The following is a 464-nucleotide window of genomic DNA, read 5'->3' on the forward strand; positions in this document are numbered from 1 at the left end:
GGTAAAACTGTGTATTGCCGACTGGCTTGCCGATGTGAGCTGCGAAGCCGTCTTCGCGGTCCATCGCCACCCAGCTTGAGTAGGTGGTGGTTTCGGATGGGCCGTAGAGGTTGCACAGGCGCTGTACGCCGGTTTTTTCGAACAGGTTTTCCACCAGGCTGCGTTTCAGCGCTTCACCGGCGACGTTGACCGTATGGACCGATTTCGGCAGTCCATAACCAGGCTGCGTTTCAGCGCTTCACCGGCGACGTTGACCGTATGGACCGATTTCGGCAGTCCATCGACTTCCAGCAAGGCCTTGAGCGCCGACGGTACGGTGTTGATCAGGCCGATATCGTGCTCGCCGTGTTGCAGTTCAAGCACATTCTTGACGATTTCGATGCTGCCACCCGAGGTCAGCGGTGCAAAGCACTCGTAGACCGCAAGATCGAAGTTCAGCGAGGTGGAGAACAGCGTTTTTTCCA

General features: G+C 57.1%; 1 pseudogene. It reads right to left on the reverse strand.

The features are described from left to right. A pseudogene (locus tag AO068_RS26440) lies at positions 1 to 464 on the reverse strand (AMP-binding protein); the annotation flags it as partial.

Origin of the sequence: Pseudomonas sp. ICMP 3272 (assembly GCF_001466905.1) — a bacterium.
Classification (GTDB): Bacteria; Pseudomonadota; Gammaproteobacteria; order Pseudomonadales; family Pseudomonadaceae; genus Aquipseudomonas; species Aquipseudomonas amygdali.